Raw genomic sequence first — 22,605 nt, 5'->3', positions numbered from 1 at the left:
TGCTCGCTTAATTGATTAACCCAATCTTGCATAATATTTATTGTAAATTGCTTCGTAACGTTTAGCGGCTTCTGTTTGGCCGTTGCGGCTACAAACGTTGGCCATTATCTGCAAGTTGCGTAGGCTCACCTCGATAAACTGCCGTACGTTGTCAGGCATCCATTCGGCACTTGTGCGTTGTGCTTTCTCGGTAAAATAAGCCAGATTTTCATCGGCACGTTTAGCCATTACTTCTGCTATTTCCATTGCCTTTTTGCTATCGCCTACTTCAAAATAATACATTACGTAGTTGGTACATAGCTGGTCGTACGGAATTGTGTTATCTGGCATTACCTTGTTGGCGTAGTCTAATACTTCTTTGGCTTTTGCTTTTTTATCTTCTCTTACCAATTGGTCGGTTAAGCGTAAGAAAGCCAGACGAGCCGTTACCACAGGTACTTTCAGATACGTTTCAGAATCGTAGTACACATTCGGGTTGTTCATTCCTCTCCACGACATCTTTTTAAGCATGGTATCATACATCACATCGGTGTTTACAAAACCATCATCACCCGCAGAAATTCTGAAAGGCATTAAGCGGTAAGCGTATCCTTCCAACTGCATGTAATCTCTCATGTTCAGGTAATTGTCTGATGCCAACGTTCCTGCAAAATAGATTGGGCGTTTCCAGTTGTTTTGTGCAATCATTTCCAACTGCATCAAGTCGTTTTTCAACAAATCACGTTTACCGATGTTCCAAACCATTTGTCCTGTCAGGAATGGCTCATATTGCTTGCCAACAAAGCCCAGTTTTTTCACATCTTCAACATTATAAGTCAAGAAAAGGCTATCAGACGGTAATGAGTTGATGCTCTCGCCTGTTGTAAGCGGAATCTGGATAGCCGGGTCGTTTTTCTTAACCAATTCCAAGAACTCTTTCAGGTTAATTGGTTGTTGCAAACGCTCTACGAACGGAATCTGGTCGTTGATACCGCTCAACAACTGGTCGGTTGTGAAAGTAATCGGTAGTGGGTCTGACTCATACGTTTTACGTTTCATTTGCTCGCAATACCAATCGGTACCCAATAAGCTAAGGTTACACACACGTACGTCGGTACGGAAGCCTTCAACCTCTTGCACATACCAAAGCGGGAAAGTATCGTTATCGCCACCTGTGAAAAGAATTGCATCTTTTGCACAAGAGTTCAAAAGGTTTTTAGCAAAATCTACCTGATGGTAACGGTTCGAGCGGTCGTGGCCTCTCCATGCTTGCGGAAACATAATCAATGGCACAGCCAAGCCTATTACCGTAGCAGCAATAGCTCTTGTTTGTGTATTTTTGATAAATTTCAAAGCATAATCGAACAAGCCCATTACGCCCAAGCCTATCCAGATAGCCCAGATATAGAACGAACCTACGTAGATATAATCACGCTCACGTGGTTCAACCGGAGGTGCATTCAGGAATACAACCAGGGCTACACCCGTAAACACAAATAATAATAATAACACAAGGGCGTCACGCTCACGACGGAAATAGTGGTACAATAAACCTAAAATACCTAGTATTACAGGCAAACCAAAGAAATTGGTACGGCCACGGTTGTCTTTCACTGCCGGAGGCAAGCTGCTTTTTGATTCTAAAATATTGGTTGGGCCTGCGCCTTCAATATCGCTTGAGCGTCCCCAGAAATTCCATGTAAAATAACGCCAGTACATATAACCCAACTGACGCTTAAACATATAACCGATATTGGTTATTAAAGTAGGTTTTTCTCCTTGCTGAAGACCCATTTCCTGACGATATACTGCCTGATGGCCAGCATCTGTGCTCCACATACGAGGCAATAGGCTTTCGCTGTTTGGTGCCCATACATAGCTAGGTTTGTGGTCGTAAACCTCATATTTATCTTTACCCATTTTGTAGATAGGTTCGCCGTTTTCGATAGACTCCAGCTTACCTGTAAACACCGGACCATATAATAACGGGCGGCTACCGTATTGCTCACGTTTCAGATACGATACGTAGTTCAATACATTACTTGGGTTGTTTTCGTTGATTGGCGGGTTGTAGTTTGAACGAATCAAGGCGATTGTGTAGCTCGAGTATCCGATAAGAACAAACGCAAAAGCTACTAAAGCTGTGTTGGCAATAGCCATACCTTTTTTGTTGGTATAGAAAATGGCATAAGCCAATGAGCCAATGAGCAAGATTACGAAGAACAAACTACCTGAGCTGAATGGTAAACCAAATGTATTTACAAACAATTTCTCGAAAGTAAATGCCAACGACGGAATACCCGTAATAACACCTACGTTGATGATACCCAACACCACCATACCTATCAAAAAGGCAATGATGCCACCTTTCCACGATACTTTTTTGGTCTTTTTGTAGTAATAGATTAAAGCCAAAGCAGGAATCGTAACAAGGTTTAACAAGTGAACTCCGATAGAAAGACCTACCAGATAGGCCAAAAATATCAACCAGCGATTGGCCGCTGCTTCATCTTCTATTAATTCCCAACGGAAAGCAGCCCAGACTACTATGGCCGTAAAGAACGATGACATACCGTAAACCTCTGCCTCAACTGCCGAAAACCAGAACGAGTCAGAGAATGCGTATACCAACGAGCCTACCGCACTTGCGCCTAGTACCAGAATGGTTTGTGTTGAGTCTAGTTCCTCGCCTTTTTTACCAAATACTTTACGTGCCAGCAAAGAGATTGTCCAGAACATGAAAAGGATGGTAAATGCACTCGAAATAACCGACACCATGTTTATCATGAGTGCTACTTTGGTTACGTCGCTTCCGGCTAATAAAGATGCCATACGGCCTATTAATAAGAAGAAAGGTGCACCGGCAGGGTGAGGTACTTGCAGTTTGTAGGCACAGGCGATAAACTCGCCACAATCCCAGAAACTAGCAGTAGGTTCAACAGTTAGTGTGTAAGAAATCAATGAAATGGCAAATATTGCCCAGCCAACGATATTATTGAGCCTTTGAAAATTGTTCATTTGATAGTGAATAAATGTATGAATGCTTTAGTTCAGGAAGTGAATTCGATTCCCAAATCACAACGATGGCCCAAAAATAGAGAATTTAGGGCATAGTTTAGAAAAATCGAACTTAAATTATGTTAAATGCAGGAAAGAATGCGAGTTGCGCTGACAATAATTTGGTGGAGGATTTTATAACCCCACACCCCAACCCCTCTCCCCAACTGTGGGGAGAGGGGCTTTTAACTCCCTTCCCCACAGTTGGGGAAGGGTCGGGGATGGGGTATTTGTGCAATAGTATAAGGATTAATTTTTTACAAATATTAATCCTTATATCATAAGCACAAAAACACACTAAAAATATAAAAAAAGTACAACAAAATAAAACCCAGAAAGAGTAGGTATTATCAAAATAAAACTTTTGAAATTTCTGACCAATACCGAAAAATTATTGGGAAATTTTATTTATTTTTATACAATAACTTAATAAATACGCCATAAAATCATGAAACAGATACAACTTGAATAAATTTAATTTTTTACATAAACACAACTTATACATGACAAAAAAGTCTCACAATTCACACAAGAAAAAAACACAAGAATCCACACAAGACAAACCACGTTTTAACCTCGAAGACCCCGAAAATGTGCAGCAGCGCATTAGGGCACATTTTGAAGAAATAAGTCAGCAAATGGCGTTTGATGAGCCTGAAGAATCAGACGAATGTGAGGACTCAGAGACGTCAAAAAAAGACCTGCTGCTGATAAAATCGGCTAACGACTGGCTTGAGATTGCCCGCACACAGCCCAACCCCGAAATGCTCTTTGATGAGTTTTGGTTTGAGGGCGAAGTATGCGTGTTGTTTGCCGACACAAACCTCGGGAAGTCGATTCTGGCGGTGCAGATTGGCAATAGTATCAGCAAAGGTGAGCCTATTCCGGGCTTTCGGCTGGGAGTTCCGAAACAAGAGATTCTGTATTTAGATTTTGAGTTATCGGCCAAACAGTTTCAGAATCGCTACTCGCTAAACTTTGAGCATCCGTATCAGTTTGATGAGAATTTTAAACGAATCGAGATTAATCGCAAAGTTGCTATTCCTGAAAAACAGAGTTTTGAGGAGTTTCTGATTGCAGAGATTGAAAGGAGCCTGCTACACACCAATGCCAAGATACTCATTATTGACAACCTGACGTATCTGTTATCGGAAGGCGAAAAATCACAGCATGCAAAGCCCTTTATGAAAGGCTTGCAAGACCTAGCAGACGACTACCATTTATCGCTTCTGCTATTGGCCCATACACCCAAGCGGGATTTGACCAAACCCGTAAACCAGAACAATATGCAGGGCAGCAAGATGCTTGTAAACTTTCTGGATTCATCGTTTACCATCAGTGCAAGCACCCGTGACCCTAATACCCGCTTCCTGAAACAGATAAAAACCCGTATGAACGAGTATCTGTTTAATAGCGATAATGTAGCGGTTTGCCAGATAAACAAGCCTGGTAATTTTCTACAATTCGAGCTCATTGGCTTTGACTCCGAACGCCACCATATGAAAGAGGTAGGCGAAAAAGAAAAAGAAAAACGCATTGCCGATGCGCTGGAAATGAAGAAGATGGGCCTTAACAATACTGAGATTGCTAAGCGATTTGGGGTAGCTGAAACATCTGTGAGAAGATGGCTTAAAAAAGAAAAGAATTAAAACCTTCCTCGACGCATTCGACGCTATTCGACTCTCTTGGAAAGTCGTCGAGGCGTCGAGGGTGTCGAGTATCATCATTTCAAGTTCTTGTTTCTTATTTATTATTATTAAATAGATTTTAAATATATAATTCAATAGATATAATCTATCTTAAATTACTATAGCCTTTAGATAATTGATTTAATAATTAAAAATTAGGCTTTACGGATTCGACGGCTCGACGCATTCGACGACTTTCCAAGAGAGTCGAATGCGTCGAATTGCGTCGAATACAAACTTTAACTCTTTTAAAACAACACAATTTTGATATAAAATGACTTCTGAGTTCGACGGGCTCGACGACTTTCCAAAAGAGTCGAATGCGTCGAATTACGTCGAGCTACCTCCACAACAACCAATGTACCCACATAAATATATATTACAGCCCTACAAGGGTATGAAAACCCGTTATACCTGCCCCAGCTGTGGGCAAAAGAAGGTCTTTGTGAGGTATATTGATACCGAAACAGGCCAGCAACTAGCCGACCACGTAGGCCGATGCAACCGTGAAATCAACTGTGGCTACCACTATTCACCCAAAGAATATTTGCAAGATAATCCGGCTTCGTCGCCAACACCTGTGCGGCGTAAGCCTCTGCCCCAGCCTCCTGTGTCTTATATCAGCAAAGACCTGTTTCTGGCGAGTTTAAAGGGGCATGAGTCCAACCACCTTGTCACGTTTTTGAGTCATACTTTGGGCGAATCAATCACCAATCAGCTCATTGAAGACTATTTTATTGGTAGCTCAAAGCATTGGCCGGGAGCAACGGTTTTCTGGCAGATAGATACCCGAATGCGGGTCAGAACTGGCAAAATCATGCTTTATAACCCGAGTATCGGCAAGCGGATAAAAGAGCCGTTCAGCCATATTACGTGGGTGCATAGTGTGCTGCATCTGCCTGATTATAACTTACAACAATGTTTTTTTGGTGAGCATCTTTTAAAGCAAAGCAATAAGCCTGTAGCTATTGTAGAAAGCGAAAAAACAGCACTTGTAGCCAGCGCCTACGAGCCTGCTTTTATCTGGTTGGCATCAGGTAGCCTCAGTAACCTGACGGCTGAAAAATGTAAGGTATTAAAGGGACGAAAGGTGTATCTATTCCCTGATGTAAATGCCACCGAGAAATGGCAGCAAAAAGCCCATGAGCTTGCTTATATCACCAACTTCAAGGTGTCGGACGTGCTCGAAACAATAGCCACCGACCAAGACCGCCAACAAGGTTTAGATTTAGCAGATTATTTGTTGCGGGAGTAAATTTTTAATAAAAAATGCTTTTTCGTAGAGCCGTATTGCAATACGGCTCCTGTCGTCGAATATGTTTTTTTGCCTATTAATAGGCTAAATCAAGGCAATTTTTCGATTATATGCCCATATATCATTAAAAAATCTAGACAGTTCCTTGGAGCCGTATCGCAATACGGCTCTACGAAAAACGGGATTTTATCACCCTAAAAACAACAAAGCCCTCTTATTCAGAAGGCTTTGTTTATCGTCTTAATGAAAGAAATCTTTCATTCTATCAAAGAAACTCTTATCGTTTTTGGTAGCTCTTGGCTGGAAATTCGGTGCTTCACGTAGTTTTTCTAACATGGCTTTTTCTTCGCTGTTTACGCTCGTTGGTGTGTAAATATTTACATGCACCAGTTGGTCGCCTATACCATAGCTATTTATTTCTTTCAAGCCTTTACCTTTCAGGCGTAGCACTTCGCCCGGCTGAGTACCTGCTTTAATGTTTATTTTTACTCTACCGCCAATTGTCGGAATCTCGGCTTCTTTGCCTAATACGGCATCGGCAAAGTTAAGTTTCAAATCGTAGATAATATTACTACCATCACGTTTCAACTCTGGGTGTTCTTCTTCCTCAATCACAATGAGCAGGTCTCCGGCCACACCACCACGGGTTGGCACGTTTCCTTTGCCTGTCATCGATAGTTGCATACCTTCGCCCACACCAGCCGGAATCTTGATTGAAATCAGGTCTTCGTTCAACACACGGCCTTCACCAAAACAAGTTTCACAACGGTCAACAATCACTTTACCTTCACCCTGGCAAGTATGGCAAGTGCTTGTAGACACCATTTGCCCAAGCATAGTGCTTACGGTTTTGCGTATTTGCCCCTGTCCATTACAAGTCTGGCAGGTTTTAAGTGAGTTACCGTTTTTCGACCCATTACCACCACAAGTATTACACGAAACGTAACGTTTTACTTTTATTTTCTTTTCAACACCGTTAGCAACCTCTTCAAGGTCTAGTTTCAGTTTTATGCGTAGGTCAGACCCCTTGCGCACGGCTTGTCCACCACCTCCACGGCGGCCACCGCCACCAAAGAAACTGCCAAACGGGCTATCGTCGCCAAACACAGAACTAAAAATATCTTCCATGTTTACTCCGGCACCACCAAATCCACCGGCACCACCCATGCCCTGATGACCGTATTGGTCGTAACGTTGGCGTTTTTCGGCATCTGATAATACTCCGTAGGCTTCGGCAATCTCCTTAAACTTCTCTTCAGCCGCCTTATCGCCCGGATTTTTATCAGGGTGATATTGAATAGCCAGCTTCCGATAGGCTTTTTTCAGCTCATCTTCTGTAGCAGTTTTGCTTACCCCTAATACTTCGTAATAATCTTTCTTCTGTGCCATAATGATTGTGTATAAATGCAATGAAGGTGTATTGAAAGGAAAATGGCAATTTATGCTGAAAAGACCCCATCCCCGACCCTTCCCCAACAATGGGGAAGGGAGGTAAAAATCCCTCTCTTCAATATTAAAAAAGCGGGACTTTTTGTCCCCTCCCCACTGTTGGGGAGGGCTAGGGTGGGGTCTTTTTCAAATATTATTTTGACAAAATCTTCCAAAACAACCTCATTTCTCTTAAATCAGAAAATGTTATATAGTTTAGTTTCCTACTACAACCTTTGCGTAGCGAATCACTTTATCGTTCAGAAAATACCCTTTCTCTACCTCGTCAATCACTTTACCTTTTTTATCGTCTCCGGCTGCAAACTGGGTGATACACTCATGCAATTCTACATCAAACGTCTGGTCTTTTGCTTCCATTGGTTTTAAGCCTTTAGCAGCCAAGGTTTTTTGTAGCTTGTTGAATATCAAAGCAATACCTTCTTTCAAAGGTTCAACTTCTGTTACTGTCTCGAACGACTTATTGGCACGTTCAAAATCATCAATCACCGGAATCAACTCTTTTATTAATCCCTCAGAGGCATTCTGAATCGTTTCGATTTTCTCTTTAGCTGTACGGCGACGGAAATTTTCAAATTCGGCATACAAGCGTAGATATTTGTCTTTTGCTTCTGCCAACTGGCCTTCCAATTTGGCCTGAATATCTTCTACCTCATTTGTCTCAGCGCCTGTTGTTGCAGTATCTTCTGCCAGATTTTCAGTATTTTCTGTTGTTTGTTCTTCAGTTATTTCTTGTCCTTCTTTATTCTCTGCCATTTTTCAATGCATTTTGTTTTTACAAATTTCGACAATTATTTTGCCAATACGAAATTTACTGACAAGATGACAGCATTATATGTAATATAAGGTAAGATGATAAGACAGTTTTTTCATAAATTGCCAAAAATTTCAGTTCTACTCTACCTATGCAGACAGCCATTAATTACGCCACTATTCATACAGGCACCCAAGTGCTTGAAAACCATACCATTATTGTTGAAAACGGCCGCATCAGGTCTATTGAGCCTATCGATAATTTTGGTCATGAAAACGCCCGTACCATCGACCTCGCAGGTAAACATATTGCAGCAGGGTTTATTGATACGCATATCAATGGTGGCCAGAAGCATTATTTTACCCAATACCCTACCGAAGAAACGCTACAGGATATTTATGAGTCGAGCCTTGCATTGGGCACAACCCATGTGCTGCCCTGCCTCATCACCTCTCCGCTCGACAATATTCTGCAAGGCATAGAAGCCACCAGAAGTTTTATGCAGAAAAACCCAAAGGCAGGCGTATTAGGCATGCACCTCGAAGGTCCTTTTCTGAATCTGGCTAAACGTGGCGCACATTTGGCAGCTTATATCAGAAAACCGACCAATGCCGAGCTGGAAGAGATTATAAAATACGGCAAAGATGTGATAAAAATAATGACCATTGCAGCCGAGAATTTCACCGACGAACAACTGGATTTGTTGCTCGAAAACGGTATAAAATTATCACTTGGGCATTCAAACGCTACGCATAAACAAGCACAACACGCTTACCGTAAAGGCATTAGCCTATGTACACACCTCTACAACGCAATGACCCAGATGGGCCACCGTGAACCGGGTGTAGTAGGTGCAACTTTTGATAATGCTGATGTTTACGCCCCTATCATTCTAGATGGTTTTCATTGTGATTATGCTGCTGCACGTATTGCTTATAAAATCAAGAAAGATAAACTATTTCTGATTTCTGATGCCTTGTTTGTAGGCGATAAAGTTACCCATTTTAAATGGGAAGAATTTGACGCTTACCTGAACGACGGACAGTACCGAAACTCAGAAGGCAACCTTGCCGGAGCAGCTATTTCGATGGCTGATGGCGTGCGTAATGCTGTTCAGCAAGTGGGTATCAGCACCGAAGAAGCCATCAAAATGGCAACTATCAGAGCAGCAAAAGCAGTAGGTATGGAGCAAAGCATCGGGCAGATTGCCGAGGGTTTTCCGGCAACATTTGTGGTTTTCGACGAAGCCCTGAATCACTTCGAGCCATTGATTGTGCAGTAACAGGCTGATAATCAACTAATTAATACATTTCGCTTAAAAAACTATAAATAATGTTTGCATATATTATACCGATTGGTATAATTTTGCATCAACAATTTAACAGCGCCATGAGCAAAGCAGCACGCACAAAAGAGTTTATCATTGAAAAAACAGCACCTCTTTTTAATGTAAAAGGATATGCCGGTACTTCGCTAAATGACATAACCGATGCAACGGGTTTAACCAAGGGTAGTATCTACGGTAATTTCATGAATAAAGACGAAGTAGCCATAGCTGCTTTCGACCATAACCTGCAATGCGTAGAAGACATTATAAGCCAGGAAATGAGCAAGCATAAAACCTTTCAGGACAAACTGCTGGTATATGCCAATGTGTACGAAAACTTTCTGAAATACCCTTTTCCGGTAGGTGGATGCCCTATTCTGAACACGGCTATTGAAGCCGACGACACCCATCCGGCATTGAAGGAAAGGGCAGCAAATGCCATTTACGGCTGGAAAAACAAGATTATAGCCCTTATACAAAAAGGTATTGATGCCAAGGAGTTCAGGGCTGATATTAACGCTGAACACACAGCCTTAACCATGATTGCCATGATTGAAGGCGGCATAATGATTACCAAACTGACAGGCAAACTCAACTACAGAAAAGTAGTAATGCAATCGGTTGAGCGAGTAATAAGAGATTTGAGTTGAGGGATTACAACACCCTCTTTTTTTTAACAAATAAAATACCAATCGGTATAAAAAGACATGACAAGCGAAAAACGAGAAAGAACTTTTGAATGGGAGAATCCATTAGTAGGAGCAAAACAAGCATTGCAGCTATCGGGGCTTGATTACCTGCAAGCAATGGGCGACGGCAAAATACCGTTTCCTCCCCTACTCCACACGCTCGATTTTAAACCCACACACCTCGAAAAAGGCAAAGTTATTTTCTCGTTTCAACCACAGGAATTTCATTATAACCCCATAGGCAGCGTACATGGTGGTGTTATCTCTGCCATTCTCGATTCGGCAATGGGTTGTACGCTACACTCTATACTCGAAGCAGGCACAGGGTATACAACTTTAGAACTAAAAGTAAACTTTCTGAAAGCCGTTACAGCCAAGCTAAGCGAATTACAGGCCGTAGGAAAAATCATTCACTCAGGCGGAAGAACTGCCTTAGTAGAAGCACAATTGATAGATAAAGACAATGTAATTTACGCACTCGGCGTAAGCACTTGTTTGATTTTGAAATATTAAACCATCGAAAAAAATGAAAACAACACAAAACACAATACTGATTACAGGCGGAAGTGCAGGAATCGGCTTTGAAATTGCCCGACTTTTCAGTCAACAAGGCAATCATGTAATTATAGTAGGTAGAAACGAAGAGCGTCTGGCTCAGGCAGCAGCAAAACTACAAAATGTAACGCCTTTAGTGGGCGATGTAAGCAAAGAAGCAGATGTAGAAGCCATAGTAAAAATTCTCTACTCCGACTTCCCGAATCTGAATGTGGTAATCAACAACGCAGGCAGTGCCTTTCTGAATAATCTGCTGGAAACAGACCGTACCTTCGAAAAAGCACAAGAAGAAATGCTGACAAACTATCTTTCTATTGTAAGGCTCAACGAAAAACTACAGCCTTTGCTCACAAAGCAAGCGGAAGCAGCTATCGTAAATGTATCGTCAATTGTGGCTTTTGCTCCTAATAATGTATTACCTACTTATGGAGCAAGCAAAGCGGCTTTACACTCTTATTCGCTGTCATTAAGATTATCGTTGAGCAAAACTTCTGTAAAAGTATTTGAGCTAATGCCTCCGCTAGTAAACACAGATTTCTCTCAACCAATTGGTGGAGCAAACGGCATTTCGCCAACGGCAGTAGCCGAAGACCTACTGAAAGCCTTTGAAACAGATACGTATGAAATCCACGTAGGGCATACAGCAGAGTTTTACAAGTTATTCCTAAGCTCACCGACTGATGCACTTTATGCCATGAATCCTGCTTTTCAGGCTTAATTAAACTTATTAGGACTCAAGAAATAAGCGTTTCCAGTCCCGTCAGGGACGATATATCGGTAGAAAATTATAATCAAGAAAAACCAAGTCCCATCGGGACGGTATATTTTTTAATATCTCGTCCCGATGGGACTTCATCTCCTGGGCTCTTAGTTTTTCTACCGATATATCGTCCTTACAGGACTAAAAGCTAGCTGCCAATTTCGGATTAATCAATATAATACAATGAAACAAAAAATAGCCTTCGCCTTAATAATGGGTAGTATTACCACCGGAATCATTTCCTTTACGCTTATCAGCATCAATATCGGGTTTGTACCACAGTTTCTGGTAATATGGCTCAGGTCTTGGGCTATGTCTTATACGGTAGTGATACCTTGTATTTTGCTTATCGGGCCTAAAGTACAAAGTTTGGTAAATATGCTTTTCAGCGAAAAAGTATTAGCAGAAAAAGAATAGATCATTGTGGCATAATAAAAAACTAAAAACCCTCTGCCAGCCTGAGCCAACAGAGGGTTTTTGTTGTATATCGCTGATGATTACTTAAGCGTAGCAATCCATTTTGCAATTTTCAAGGCTTCGTCTTTCGGTACGTTAGCCATAGGAGCCATCGGAGGATAACCTTCCCAGTTAGCCGGATTTGGTTTATAAATCAACTCAACTATTTGTTCTGGTTTGTATTTTTTCTTCTTCATAACTTCCTTGTAAGCAGGCCCCACTAAACGAGTATCTACTTTATGGCAAGCCAAACAAGTATTTTTCTGCAACAACTTTTCAATATCTGGTGGGATTTTGCTTTGGGCCTTCGATACCGAAGCAATACCAAGTACAACGGCAACGGTCAAGAATGTTTTTTTCATTGGTTACTTATAAATAGATTTAAAATAATACTTAAGTCGAAGAGGAAATTCTTCCGCTAAATTCGTAAACAAAACGTTAGGATGAAAGTATTTGTTAAATTTTTAATACATTATTTTGTTAACGAAAAGTTAAACGGTGTTTATCCTCAATATAATACTGTTTCTGCCTTATTAGACACATTGCGTGCTTGAAAGTTTAATAAATTTCTGTTACTTTCGTTTTCTTACAAGCGATACAGCTCATATTCGGGTTTTACGCCTTTAAAAACCTAAAATAAACCTGAATATGACAGTTTCCTCTTTTTTCAAAAAGTAGATAAATTGTATGAACGTATTAACAAACCCCAAAACCGAAAAAACAAAAGTGTTTTTTCAAAAACACCTACCCTGTTTTGGGCTTACCTTTCTGCTGTTTTTTAACGCTTTAATCACAAATGCACAGCCCGTACAATGGGCCAGCAAAGTATTAGGATTTTCTTCAGAGCGTACCGACCCCACCAATCAAGGGTTAGAGTTCAGAGCCTCGCAGATACTTGGTGCACCAAGCAAATTGCCCCAAACAGGCGATAGCAAAGCAGCGTGGTCGTCGGCAGGTGCTGATACCAATGGCGACGAATGGATAAAAGTAGGCTTTGAAAGACCCACCCGTATCAAGCAAGTAAGTATAGCCGAAAACTACAACCCCGGAGCAATCATCAGGGTATTTGCTTATGACTCTACCGATGTTGAGCATCTTATTCATGAGAATACCGAAGAAACCCCCAAAATGCAAGGCCGTATGTGGAACATTGTGATTCCGCAAACGCCCTATGCCGTACACGCTATTAAAATAGTAATGACTCCCTCAAGAATACCCGGCTTTAATCAGATTGATGCCATCGGTATTTCAGAAAACAAAACACCTTATGAAGCCAAAATAAATCTGGCTAAAAACCTGCCGAAAGAAATAATAAAAGAGAATCTTGGCAAAGGTGTTAATTCTAAAACGGGCGAGGTAGCACCGATTATCTCTCCTGACGGGAAAACACTTTTTTTTACACGCATAGGGCATGAGGGTAACGTTGGCAAACTAAAAAAACAAGATGTCTGGTTGTCGAAAATACAGCCCGATGGTACCTGGGGAACTGCCGAAAATGTGCAAGCACCAATTAATACCGAAGAAGATAATGCAGTAACATCAATATCGGCTGACGGAAAAACGATTTTTCTGCTAAATGTGTACGTACCTAATGGGCTGCTTCTTGCAGGGTTGTCAAAATCAAAGAGAGCCATGAATGGCTGGGAGTTTCCGAAAGAAGTAAAGATTAACGACTATTATAATTCTGGTTTATTTACCGAATTTTCGATGGCTCTTAATGGAAAGGTGTTAGTAATGACCTGTAAACGCAAAGATACACGAGGTGGCAAAGATTTATATGTATCGTTTCTTAACGATAACGGCACGTGGTCTAAACCATTAAATATGGGTGGTGATATAAATACGGTAGAAGATGAAAGCGGCCCTTTTATTGCTGCCGACTCTAAAACGATTTATTTTTCGACCAGTGGTTTTCCGGGTTACGGAGACAGCGACATTTTTGTAAGCCGCCGTCTTGATAGTTCATGGACCAAATGGAGCCAACCCGAAAACATAGGCCCTTTGATTAATACTCCCAAATGGGATGGTTTCTTTACCATTCCGGCATCAGGCGAGTATGCCTACCTGAGCTCGGTTGAACGCTCAATAGGTGCTGAAGATATTTTCAGAATCAAGCTTTTTCCTTCAATAAAACCCGAGCCTGTGGCTATTATATCAGGAACAGTACTGAATGCATTTGATAAAAAACCAATAGCTGCCGATGTGTTGCTTGAGGTAATTAACGATACTACTTTTAAAGATAAAAAAGATAATATTGTATCAGAGTTTGACCCCGAAACCGGAGAATACAAATTTGTTGTACCTTTGAAAAAAAATTATAGCCTGAGTGCCACCAAAAAGGGTTTTCTGGCTCTAAGCGACAATATAGATTTAACAAAAGATAATCGTTTCAGAGAAATCAGGCGAAATATCAACCTTCTGCCTATCAAAGAAGGGCAGACGATTGTCTTAAATAACTTGTTTTTCAACCAGAGTAAATATGAAATCCTGCCTCCATCATACCCTGAGCTAAATCGTATTATAGCCCTTATGAAAGAATATCCAAACATGGAGGTAATGATTGGAGGCCATACCGACGGCAGCGACGACGACCTGATGCTGAACGTGAAGTTGTCGCAAGACAGAGCCAACGAGGTGAAGAAATATCTTGTTGAAGTAGGCGGCATTGATGCCAGCCATATACAAACCAAAGGTTGGGGGCCATCGAGACCTGTAGCCAGCAATGCCACCGAAGAAACGAGAAAGAAAAATCGTAGAGTAGAGTTTTCGATTTTGAAATTGTAATCAATGCTTTTAAAAAACGCTATCGTACGCACAGCACTCACGCTTTGCCTTATACTGATTCCACTGATTTTTTTTGGATATACCTTTCAGAAATATGCTATCAATATACCCCACTGGGACGACCTCGCTGTCAGAAACTCACTAGCTGATTTCCTGACAGCCGATTCGTTCGCCCATAAAATCAAACTACTGTTTGCCCAGCACAACGAGCACCGAATTTTTCTTACAAGGTTATTTGCGTTGTTCGTTTATCTGATAAAAGGCACACTCGACCTCAAAACTCTTATGTTGCTTGGTAATTTGAGTCTGGTTGGCATATTGTTGCTATTCTATAAGATTATCCGCCACAATAGCCTGCAATTATGGGCTTTGGTGCCTATTTCGTTTCTGCTGTTCAACACTGCTTTATACGAAAACGTATTTTGGGGCATGGCATCAGTACAAAACTTCTGGGTAATTTTTCTTGCATTTGTTTCTTTTTACTGGTTGATATACGCTTATAACCAAGCCCGAAAAACCTATTTTTATCTCGCACTTGTTGCTTGTTTTTTAGGTACCTATACAAGTAGCAACGGCATTCTGATACCAATACTGGGCATGGGTATTCTGGTGTTTCAAAAACGTTACCGTGAATTAGCTATCTGGGCAGGGGTTTCGTTAGTATTCTTGTTCTTTTACTTTTTTCAATACCAATCATCGCCCGATAAAGCTGCGCAGATAAGTTTTTCGCCTACGCTTATTGGTAAAGGTTTATTGGCTGTACTGGGCAATGCCATAGATGTTTCGTTCATCGCCCCAAACAAACACCTCGACCTCTCGATGGCTACGGGATTTATTGTTCTTGTGCTGGCTGGCTTATTTAGTTTTCAGGTCTTGGTACGTAAATATGACATCGACCAACGCAACAACGATTTACTTTTGCTAAGTTGTCTGGTGTTTCTGGGAATTACCTGCGCAGGTATTGTACTCGGCAGGCTTTCGTATGGTATTGAAGTATTGCTTACAAGCAAGTACAAAATCAACTCGGTATTGATTTTGTGTATTGCGTACCTTATTATTCTTAATTCGCTTCCTGCGCACAGAAAACAGAAAATCATCAATGTAGCTATCGTCTTGAGCATTGCTTTCAATTTTTATAATTATCTGGCCGAGTTCAAGCACGTGCATTATTTGCATCACGAACGCATCACCGACCAGTTTAAAATACAGCACAGCGACAAAGAATTGCCAACTAGCGGCATTTATGCCCAATTGCAACAGCCTGCCTCTACATTTTATGATGCACTCATACCTGCCTTACTTTCAGCCAAAGACTCGGTTCAATCAAACATCAACATCGAAGAGAACGAAACGGGCTTTATACTTACTGATAAGCAAAGCGGCACACTCAATATAAGTACTGCCGAGGCAGGGCAATACACGGTGTTACGGTCGGCACAAAATATCTATTTATTTCCGTCGAGAATCATTACGCCAAGCGCATTTCAGCTAAAAGATTATTTTAATATCAGTTTTCTTTTCAGAAATCAAATTCGGCTCGGTAGCTTTGTGAGTGATTTTACGAAGTTTTATATTCAATCGGGTAATTACCAGATAGGCACTATCAGGGTCGAAAACAAACAAACCCACATTACCTGGACAAACCAATCAATCAATATTCAAGCAGTACAGAAACAAAAACCTAAGCAAAACTGGTAAATTTCTGTAAGAATCCAAACTCTGATGTCGGCACAAAACACTTCTTACTTAAAGCAATTAGATGGCATTCGTTTCATAGCAGTATCGTTGGTATTAATAGACCACTGGTCTGACGAAAGACTTAAATTCCCCTTGGGTTTTCTGGGTGTTTGTATGTTTTTTGTCTTGAGTGGATTCTTGATAACCCGTATTCTGATGAACGCCAAAGATAAAGACGAAGCACTTGGCCGTTCGCATGGTTTTTCGTTGAAGCAATTCTATATACGCCGTACTATCCGTATTTTTCCGGTTTATTACCTTACTATTTTTATCTTGTATATTCTTAACGTAGAGCCTGTTAGAGATAAAATAGTGTGGTGTCTTACCTACTCTACTAATATTTACATAGCCATTCATCAATCGTGGTTGGGTGTGATAGACCACCTTTGGTCTTTGGCAGTAGAAGAGCAATTCTATTTGTTTTTCCCGTTTGTAATATTTTTTATTCCTTCTCGCTATCTGGTTAAAGTATTGTTTGGCTTTATTGGCTTATCAATATTGCTTCGCCTTATTTTTTATCTGAATGGCATAGCCTGGATGGCCTCTTATGTGCTCATGCCTACCTGCCTCGATGCCTTTGGCATGGGTGGCTTGCTAGCCTACTTTTTTTATCATAAAAATGAGAAGGTCAAAGCTTTTATTACTAATAAATTGTGGCTTATACTTAGCCTTGTAGCTTATGTAGCGGTGGTGTTAGTAAGCAAGCAGATGTCGGAAGGGCAAAATATTATTACTATCGTTTTCTTGCGTGTGTTTGAGTCCTTGCTTTCGCTTTTCTTAGTAGGCAATGCAGCTTATAATTTCGACGGTATCTTAAAAACCATACTCGAAAACAAATTCAGTATCTACATCGGGCGTATTAGTTATGGCATATACATCTACCATAATTTTATCTATAATTTTTACCATTCATCGCCCAATCATCCAACTATCAAGGTACTGAATAAGCTCCCTTTTATAGCCAACCATTTACCGCTGAAATTCATTTTTCTTTATGCAATTACCATAGGCGTAGCTACCCTTTCATGGTATTTGATTGAGAAACCTATCAATAAATGGAAAGATAAATTTGGGTATTAGAATCGAAGTTTGAGCCTGTTTAAAAATTATTGTTCGACCTACGAAGGCATCTTTTTTATCTATACTGCGTTGCATTTTTTCGCCGTAGCTGCTGGCTACGTCTGCAAAACGCGCCTTGTCCAGCTAAAAAATCTGTCCTTCTCGGTCAGAAAAACAATATTTAAACAGGCTCTTTATTCTGCTTTTACTAGTTTTTTGGTAATAATCTCTTTGTCGTCGGTAACTTTTAGAATATAAACGCCATCGGGCAGTTTTTGTAGGTCTAACGGAATGGTTTCAGAAGTGATTGATGAGCGGACAATGTGTTGAAGTGTAGCGCCTCTGGTATCAAATAATTCGATACTTATATCTCGGGCTTGGTTTCGCAACGGAAAAGCTACCTGCACCACATCGGCCACCGGATTTGGAAATACAATTGCGCTTAACACAGGCTCAACCACATATTCGGTTGAGGTGATGATGTTTCCATCCATATCTACAATCTGCCAGCCCATATCTTGCAGGCATCGCAGCAATAATTCTCCGGGACTATGGTTAACCTCTGCCGAGCGAATATTGGGCGACATCATCGAATTGGCGCTTCCTTGTGGATAAGCAGCTTCATCGAGATGCGAAATGCTTGAACCATCATTAAAAGCCGAAGGAGCATACAATTTAGGCAGTGCATTGGCAAACTTGCTGTTTCTCAAACCAAAATACAAGGCATTTCCGGTTAAAGCCCCCTTCAAATCGGTGGACGGATTTCCAAAAACACCATTATTGGTGAGTTTGATTTTTCCGGTATTCTGTAAAAACAAATCGTAGATATAATTACTACCTGACTGCCCGTACTGCCCTTGAGTATTGCCATTTACCAGTTTCATTGATGACGAAAAACCCAGTCCATGCGCTATTTCGTGCATCACAACTGTTACTAAATCAAACCTGCCCGCTTGTGCCTTTGCATCAGTGCTGTAAGACCAACTCATGTTACTGTTGATTTTCATCTCAATCTCAAAATCACCTTCGTTGAGGTCTTTCCCTGAAAGGGCCTCAGCCAACGATACCGGATACCACACATTCTGAAAAGGAGCATTCACAAAGTTTTTGTAGATACGAGTAGAGCCTGTAACGGCCAATACACCTGAGGCAAGGGGCGTCCAGGTAGCTTTTATGCGAATGGGTTGCGTTGAAATAAGGTATTTCGACCAGAAATTCATAGCTGTTTCATAAGCTGCTTTAGCTGCTGCCGGAAAATCGACATAAGAAACCTCGATAGTTGAAGTTGCTGCCATTCTGGAGTTTACCGAGAAGTTTTTATTTGGTAGAATCTCGGTGAAACTATCTTCTTCGGTATAATGGCATATAACAGGCTCGGCAGGCATAGATTCTTGCTGCGCGAGTAGTGTCTGACAGGTCAATAAAAAAAGAAGAATTTTTCCAAACAAACGCATTTTCAGATGTTTAGGTTGATAATCATGAATTAGCGAATGGCGAATTAGTGAATGATTTTAGATTATTCCCAAAAACAGCGAATTGCTTCACCTACCAACTATACACTCATATTCGCTAATTCACAATTCACTAATTCGACATTTCTCTCCCCTATAAAGACGGAAAAACTTGTTAAAAAATTGCATCATGCTGCGAGCAATTACTTACTTATTACTTTCGAAACGTAATCCCAACAAATAATTCCTACTGTAACGGCTATGTTGAGCGAGTGCTTTGTGCCGAACTGTGGTACCTCCAAACAATGGTCGGCAGCGGCAATGGCGGCATCATTCACACCAAAAACTTCGTTGCCAAACACAAAGGCATATTTCTTAGCAGGCTCCGGCTGAAAATCGGTCAGCTTTAAACTGTTTTCTACTTGTTCTACTGCCAGTACAGTATAGCCGTTTTGTTTCAATTCAGTAATCAATTCAATAATATCGGCCTTATGCTCCCACGCTACCGAATCAGTTGAGCCTAGCGCTGTTTTCTCTATCTCACGGTGTGGCGGTGTACCCGTAATGCCACATAAATAGATTTTCTCGACCAGAAAAGCATCGCCCGTACGAAAAGCAGAGCCTACGTTGTTCATACTTCTGACATCGTCTAGTATCAGACAAAAATTCTTTTTATCAACCTCCTGAAACTCCTCTACCGACAGCCGATTCAGTTCTTCCATTTGTAATTTTCTCATGCAAGCATTTTTCTTTTACACAAAGTTATGACGGAAAGCGTTGGAATTGAAAAGTTTTGAAGGAAAAGGTTTTTTTATAATACAGCGCTTAAAACGATTTTCTTGAATTTAATTTGAATTCAGCCATTAAATGTGAAATATGAAGACCTGCAAAAAAACAAAAAGTATGTTTCCGGAGTTTCTATTACAAGCGTTTGAATGATTCTGTTTCGGGCTAACAAATGTTTGCAGCATAAGCAACCTATTTAGTTTGTTTGCGTATTTAGATAGTATTCGTCGAACGTAAGTAAATCCAGCCCATATTTAATAGCCCCGAAACCACAATGTCAAAAATCGTTTCTATCGGAACAGCCGTACCTCGCTATGCACACAGGCAAGACGACATCATGCGTTTTATGCTTGATGCCACTAACCCTGACGAAAAAACCAAGAAACTCATCCCCATGCTCTACAAGCGTAGCGGCATTGATACCCGACACTCAGTTTTTTCTGATTTTTCATTACATCGTGGTAACTGGCATTTTTTTGGTAATAACTGTACAGCTCCATCACTAGAGCAACGCATGAAGCTGTTCAACGAAGAAGTAGTGGCTTTATCTGAAAGTGCTGTTCATGACTGCTTACAAAACACAAGAACGGAAGAAATCACTCATCTGATAACAGTTACTTGCACTGGCTTATCGGCTCCGGGTTTAGACATTCTGCTTATGGAAAGGCTCAAACTGCCAGCTCATACCATACGCACGTCGGTCAATTTTATGGGTTGTTATGCTGCTTTGCATGCGCTCAAAATAGCTGATGCCTTTTGTAGAGCCGATGCCTCAGCCAAAGTACTGATTGTATGTACCGAACTCTGCACACTACATTTCCAAAAATCAAACGATATCGATTCTATTTTATCATCTACCCTATTTGCTGATGGGTCAGCGGCTTGTTTGGTAGTTGGCGACGAAAAAACAAAGGGTTTGAGTATAAGACAGTTTTTTTCGAAAATTGCCTTAGCAGGGCAACCAGATATGGCTTGGCAACTTTCGGCCAATGGTTTTCTGATGACCCTCACAAATCATGTTCCGAAACTGATTAAAGAAGAAATCGGAGGTTTACTGAATAGTGCGTTAGAACAGCTTAACCTCTCAATCAAAGATATTTCTAATTGGGCAATTCATCCCGGAGGGAAAAATATCCTTGAGGCTGTAGAAACTTCTCTCTCGCTTAATTCATCCGATTTGGCTGCTTCATACAATGTTTTGCGTAATTATGGTAATATGTCGTCGGCTACTATTTTATTTGTACTTAAACAAATGATGCAAGAGGCGTCAGTAGAAGGCAATATTTTCGCAGTAGCCTTTGGGCCGGGTATCACTATAGAAACCGTTATGCTCACGCTATGAATTTCAGCCAACGCTCTTATACACCCGAATTGCTCGATAATGATACTATTCCGACTGCCGACTTGTATCAGAACCTGCGTGAGCTGGACTTCATCAACAAGTATCTTGGTGGCCATAAGGTGGTACTAGATGGAATCAGAACTTTTCTGAAAAAGAATCCGACTCATCAGCCACTTTCAATCATGGAAATTGGTAGTGGTGGTGGTGATAACTTGCGAGAAACAGGCGTATTGCTCAACAAAAAGAAAATACCCTATCAATTACAGGGCATTGATTTAAAAGAAGACTGCGTACAATTTGCCCGTCAGCAACAGACAATTCCAATAAACTATCAGATTTGTGATTACCAACTGGCTGATACGCATACCAAAAAGCCACATTATATATTTAATTCTTTATTTTGCCATCATTTCACCGACGACCAATTGGTAAAAATGTTAAGCTGGATGCACCAGAACGCCGAAAAAGGCTTTTTTATCGCCGACTTACACCGCCATCCGCTAGCTTATTATTCTATTAAGTGGCTCACGGGCTTGTTTTCAAAATCATATTTAGTAAAAAACGATGCTCCGCTCTCGGTCTTGCGAGGTTTCAGCCGTAAAGAATGGGAAGCACTGCTGAATCAGGCAGGCATAAAAAATTATAGTATCAGGTGGAAATGGGCATTCAGATGGCTTATTATTGTAGAGAAATAAAACCTAAACCAAATATGTTTGTATCCCTTAGTATTGTTCGGTACCCTCGCTATTTTATCCCGTTTGCACTACTTTCAATGGCAGTTTTCAGGCTTCCACTCTTGTTTACGTCCGGCCTTACATTCTGGAAGTTAATGGGTTGTGGCAAAAACGGCACTTTTGATATTAAACCAGACTGGATGCAATGGGGCTTACTGGCGGTGTGGGAACAAGAAGAAGATTTCGACAGGTTTCAACAAAAATCTTTTATCCGGAAATGGTGGAAGACCTTTGCCCACGAACAATGGACAATCTTGTGTATTCCCTACGAAGCACACGGAAAATGGGATGGCAAACAGCCATTTATTCCAAATAATGCTTATAAAAACTATCAAGGCCCGGTTGCTGTGCTTACCCGTGCCAGCATAAGGGTATCAAAACTAAAAAGTTTTTGGAGCAATGTGCCGGGTGTAGCGCAAAATTTAGCAGAAGCCGAGGGATTCATTACTTCGGTAGGTATAGGCGAAGTACCATTTGTAAGACAAGCTACTTTTTCGGTTTGGGAAAACCTTGATGCCGTAAAACAATTTGCTTATCGAAAACAGAAACATGCCAGTATCATCAAGAAAACACGCAGTGAAGAATGGTACTCCGAAGAGCTCTTTGCACGCTTTATTCCTATCCGCTCACAGGGAACACTCAATGGCACGCAACCTTTCATTTTACAGCATGTAACCGCTTAAAAACTTTACAAAAACCAGCCTCAAAATTCACGCCAAACGGCAAGCAATACCGATAAACAATTC

The 22,605-nt window shown here is 41.0% G+C and carries 19 protein-coding genes; 13 read left to right on the top strand and 6 right to left on the bottom strand.

All coding sequences use genetic code 11. The annotated features are described in order from the left end of the window. Positions 1–15: 15 nt before the first annotated feature. Positions 16–2,997, bottom strand: a complete 2,982-nt coding sequence (locus WAE64_RS21025) for a protein O-mannosyl-transferase family (protein WP_340239750.1) — start codon at positions 2,995–2,997, stop codon at positions 16–18. 542 nt (positions 2,998–3,539) lie between these two features. On the opposite strand from WAE64_RS21025, the gene WAE64_RS21020 reads away from it, so the two are divergent. Together WAE64_RS21020 and WAE64_RS21015 are read left to right on the top strand one after the other, a co-directional pair. Then, positions 3,540–4,685 (top strand): AAA family ATPase, encoded by a 1,146-nt coding sequence (locus WAE64_RS21020; protein WP_340239749.1) that lies wholly within the window; start codon positions 3,540–3,542, stop codon positions 4,683–4,685. 313 nt (positions 4,686–4,998) lie between these two features. Further along, the gene (locus WAE64_RS21015) at positions 4,999–5,979 is read left to right on the top strand and encodes a DUF6371 domain-containing protein (protein WP_340239748.1); all 981 of its coding nucleotides are present in this window, start codon (positions 4,999–5,001) and stop codon (positions 5,977–5,979) included. Positions 5,980–6,219: 240 nt separating this feature from the next. Here the strand turns inward: WAE64_RS21015 and dnaJ are convergent, their stop codons facing one another. Together dnaJ and WAE64_RS21005 are read right to left on the bottom strand one after the other, a co-directional pair. Then, positions 6,220–7,368: a molecular chaperone DnaJ gene (gene dnaJ, locus WAE64_RS21010; protein WP_340239747.1), complete on the bottom strand. Its 1,149-nt coding sequence runs from the start codon at positions 7,366–7,368 to the stop codon at positions 6,220–6,222. Positions 7,369–7,623: 255 nt separating this feature from the next. Next, a complete protein-coding gene (locus WAE64_RS21005) occupies positions 7,624–8,181 on the bottom strand; it encodes a nucleotide exchange factor GrpE (protein ID WP_340239746.1) in 558 nt (185 codons plus the stop codon). Positions 8,182–8,330: 149 nt separating this feature from the next. Here WAE64_RS21005 and nagA point away from each other — a divergent pair, with 149 nt between their 5' ends. The 5 genes from nagA to WAE64_RS20980 all read left to right on the top strand — a co-directional run bounded on the left by nagA (position 8,331) and on the right by WAE64_RS20980 (position 11,927). Continuing rightward, a complete protein-coding gene (gene nagA, locus WAE64_RS21000; protein ID WP_340239745.1) occupies positions 8,331–9,461 on the top strand; it encodes an N-acetylglucosamine-6-phosphate deacetylase in 1,131 nt (376 codons plus the stop codon). Between the two features lie 50 nt (positions 9,462–9,511). Beyond that, entirely contained in the window at positions 9,512–10,156 is a 645-nt protein-coding gene (locus WAE64_RS20995) for a TetR/AcrR family transcriptional regulator (RefSeq protein ID WP_340239744.1), read from the top strand. Positions 10,157–10,213: 57 nt separating this feature from the next. After that, entirely contained in the window at positions 10,214–10,708 is a 495-nt protein-coding gene (locus tag WAE64_RS20990; protein WP_340239743.1) for a PaaI family thioesterase, read from the top strand. A gap of 13 nt (positions 10,709–10,721) precedes the next feature. Continuing rightward, on the top strand, positions 10,722–11,468 hold the full coding sequence (locus WAE64_RS20985; protein WP_340239742.1) for an SDR family oxidoreductase: 747 nt from the start codon (positions 10,722–10,724) through the stop codon (positions 11,466–11,468). A 225-nt stretch (positions 11,469–11,693) separates the two neighbouring features. After that, positions 11,694–11,927: a DUF2798 domain-containing protein gene (locus WAE64_RS20980; protein ID WP_340239741.1), complete on the top strand. Its 234-nt coding sequence runs from the start codon at positions 11,694–11,696 to the stop codon at positions 11,925–11,927. Between the two features lie 80 nt (positions 11,928–12,007). Here WAE64_RS20980 and WAE64_RS20975 read toward each other — a convergent pair whose 3' ends face one another. Then, positions 12,008–12,328, bottom strand: a complete 321-nt coding sequence (locus WAE64_RS20975) for a c-type cytochrome (RefSeq protein WP_340239740.1) — start codon at positions 12,326–12,328, stop codon at positions 12,008–12,010. A gap of 325 nt (positions 12,329–12,653) precedes the next feature. On the opposite strand from WAE64_RS20975, the gene WAE64_RS20970 reads away from it, so the two are divergent. The 3 genes from WAE64_RS20970 to WAE64_RS20960 are packed head-to-tail and all read left to right on the top strand — an operon-like array spanning position 12,654 to position 17,567. Next, the gene (locus tag WAE64_RS20970; protein WP_340239739.1) at positions 12,654–14,750 is read left to right on the top strand and encodes an OmpA family protein; all 2,097 of its coding nucleotides are present in this window, start codon (positions 12,654–12,656) and stop codon (positions 14,748–14,750) included. A gap of 3 nt (positions 14,751–14,753) precedes the next feature. Then, positions 14,754–16,448 (top strand): hypothetical protein, encoded by a 1,695-nt coding sequence (locus WAE64_RS20965; protein ID WP_340239738.1) that lies wholly within the window; start codon positions 14,754–14,756, stop codon positions 16,446–16,448. 24 nt (positions 16,449–16,472) lie between these two features. Next, on the top strand, positions 16,473–17,567 hold the full coding sequence (locus WAE64_RS20960) for an acyltransferase family protein (protein ID WP_340239737.1): 1,095 nt from the start codon (positions 16,473–16,475) through the stop codon (positions 17,565–17,567). 173 nt (positions 17,568–17,740) lie between these two features. Here WAE64_RS20960 and WAE64_RS20955 read toward each other — a convergent pair whose 3' ends face one another. After that, entirely contained in the window at positions 17,741–19,000 is a 1,260-nt protein-coding gene (locus tag WAE64_RS20955) for a T9SS type A sorting domain-containing protein (RefSeq protein ID WP_340239736.1), read from the bottom strand. Between the two features lie 200 nt (positions 19,001–19,200). Beyond that, a complete protein-coding gene (locus WAE64_RS20950; protein WP_340239735.1) occupies positions 19,201–19,734 on the bottom strand; it encodes an RNA methyltransferase in 534 nt (177 codons plus the stop codon). A gap of 323 nt (positions 19,735–20,057) precedes the next feature. Here WAE64_RS20950 and WAE64_RS20945 point away from each other — a divergent pair, with 323 nt between their 5' ends. From WAE64_RS20945 to WAE64_RS20935, 3 genes are read left to right on the top strand one after another with little or no spacing between them, the layout of a single operon-like run. Continuing rightward, positions 20,058–21,125, top strand: a complete 1,068-nt coding sequence (locus tag WAE64_RS20945; RefSeq protein ID WP_340239734.1) for a type III polyketide synthase — start codon at positions 20,058–20,060, stop codon at positions 21,123–21,125. Then, positions 21,122–21,820 (top strand): class I SAM-dependent methyltransferase, encoded by a 699-nt coding sequence (locus tag WAE64_RS20940; RefSeq protein WP_340239733.1) that lies wholly within the window; start codon positions 21,122–21,124, stop codon positions 21,818–21,820. Before WAE64_RS20945 ends, WAE64_RS20940 begins: the two co-directional genes overlap by 4 nt. Before the next feature lie 14 nt (positions 21,821–21,834). Further along, complete coding sequence (locus WAE64_RS20935) at positions 21,835–22,542, top strand: DUF3291 domain-containing protein (protein ID WP_340239732.1); 708 nt, start codon at positions 21,835–21,837, stop codon at positions 22,540–22,542. Positions 22,543–22,605 lie beyond the last annotated feature (63 nt).

The organism is Emticicia soli, assembly GCF_037860775.1.
Classification (GTDB): domain Bacteria; phylum Bacteroidota; class Bacteroidia; order Cytophagales; family Spirosomataceae; genus Emticicia; species Emticicia soli.
Note: the sequence above shows the minus strand (reverse complement) of the source record. Positions and strands in the feature narration are given on the sequence as shown.

Bases quoted from the DNA above. Each gene is read 5' to 3' on its own strand.
- WAE64_RS20990 (WP_340239743.1), top strand. From the start codon at position 10,214: ATGACAAGCGAAAAACGAGAAAGAACTTTTGAATGGGAGAATCCATTA.
- nagA (WP_340239745.1), top strand. From the start codon at position 8,331: ATGCAGACAGCCATTAATTACGCCACTATTCATACAGGCACCCAAGTG.
- WAE64_RS21015 (WP_340239748.1), top strand. From the start codon at position 4,999: ATGACTTCTGAGTTCGACGGGCTCGACGACTTTCCAAAAGAGTCGAAT.
- WAE64_RS20960 (WP_340239737.1), top strand. From the start codon at position 16,473: ATGTCGGCACAAAACACTTCTTACTTAAAGCAATTAGATGGCATTCGT.
- WAE64_RS20975 (WP_340239740.1), bottom strand. From the start codon at position 12,328: ATGAAAAAAACATTCTTGACCGTTGCCGTTGTACTTGGTATTGCTTCG.
- WAE64_RS20940 (WP_340239733.1), top strand. From the start codon at position 21,122: ATGAATTTCAGCCAACGCTCTTATACACCCGAATTGCTCGATAATGAT.
- WAE64_RS20945 (WP_340239734.1), top strand. From the start codon at position 20,058: ATGTCAAAAATCGTTTCTATCGGAACAGCCGTACCTCGCTATGCACAC.
- WAE64_RS20950 (WP_340239735.1), bottom strand. From the start codon at position 19,734: ATGAGAAAATTACAAATGGAAGAACTGAATCGGCTGTCGGTAGAGGAG.
- WAE64_RS21005 (WP_340239746.1), bottom strand. From the start codon at position 8,181: ATGGCAGAGAATAAAGAAGGACAAGAAATAACTGAAGAACAAACAACA.
- WAE64_RS20995 (WP_340239744.1), top strand. From the start codon at position 9,512: ATGTTTGCATATATTATACCGATTGGTATAATTTTGCATCAACAATTT.
- WAE64_RS20985 (WP_340239742.1), top strand. From the start codon at position 10,722: ATGAAAACAACACAAAACACAATACTGATTACAGGCGGAAGTGCAGGA.
- dnaJ (WP_340239747.1), bottom strand. From the start codon at position 7,368: ATGGCACAGAAGAAAGATTATTACGAAGTATTAGGGGTAAGCAAAACT.
- WAE64_RS21020 (WP_340239749.1), top strand. From the start codon at position 3,540: ATGACAAAAAAGTCTCACAATTCACACAAGAAAAAAACACAAGAATCC.
- WAE64_RS20935 (WP_340239732.1), top strand. From the start codon at position 21,835: ATGTTTGTATCCCTTAGTATTGTTCGGTACCCTCGCTATTTTATCCCG.
- WAE64_RS20970 (WP_340239739.1), top strand. From the start codon at position 12,654: ATGAACGTATTAACAAACCCCAAAACCGAAAAAACAAAAGTGTTTTTT.
- WAE64_RS20965 (WP_340239738.1), top strand. From the start codon at position 14,754: ATGCTTTTAAAAAACGCTATCGTACGCACAGCACTCACGCTTTGCCTT.
- WAE64_RS20955 (WP_340239736.1), bottom strand. From the start codon at position 19,000: ATGCGTTTGTTTGGAAAAATTCTTCTTTTTTTATTGACCTGTCAGACA.
- WAE64_RS21025 (WP_340239750.1), bottom strand. From the start codon at position 2,997: ATGAACAATTTTCAAAGGCTCAATAATATCGTTGGCTGGGCAATATTT.
- WAE64_RS20980 (WP_340239741.1), top strand. From the start codon at position 11,694: ATGAAACAAAAAATAGCCTTCGCCTTAATAATGGGTAGTATTACCACC.